At 44.1% G+C, this 245-nt stretch carries 1 pseudogene; it reads right to left on the bottom strand.

Features of this window, described 5'->3' with window-relative positions:
* Positions 1 to 62 precede the first annotated feature (62 nt).
* Positions 63 to 245 (bottom strand): annotated as a pseudogene (locus AAEZ02_RS23235) (methylamine utilization protein); the annotation flags it as partial.

Here is a 245-nt window from a genome sequence, read left to right as displayed (position 1 = left end):
GCATTAAGGTCAGTATTAATAGGAAAGCTATTATCAGCCGGTTGCGAAAACTAGTAGGCATGCTATCCCGTGACATCGCTTGCTTGAGGGTAACTACCAAAGCCGCTAGGTGGCGACGATGGTTTATCTTGGTGTTCAACATCAATGCTAAACGTTAACTGATTATCGTCATTGCTTACAATGACCAAAGATGAAGGTGTTGCCGTTATTTGCCAAGGATGCCAAATTTTGGCCTGGTATTCGCC

The organism is Shewanella sp. T24-MNA-CIBAN-0130, assembly GCF_040310185.1.
Lineage (GTDB): Bacteria > Pseudomonadota > Gammaproteobacteria > Enterobacterales > Shewanellaceae > Shewanella > Shewanella psychromarinicola.
Note: the sequence above shows the minus strand (reverse complement) of the source record. Positions and strands in the feature narration are given on the sequence as shown.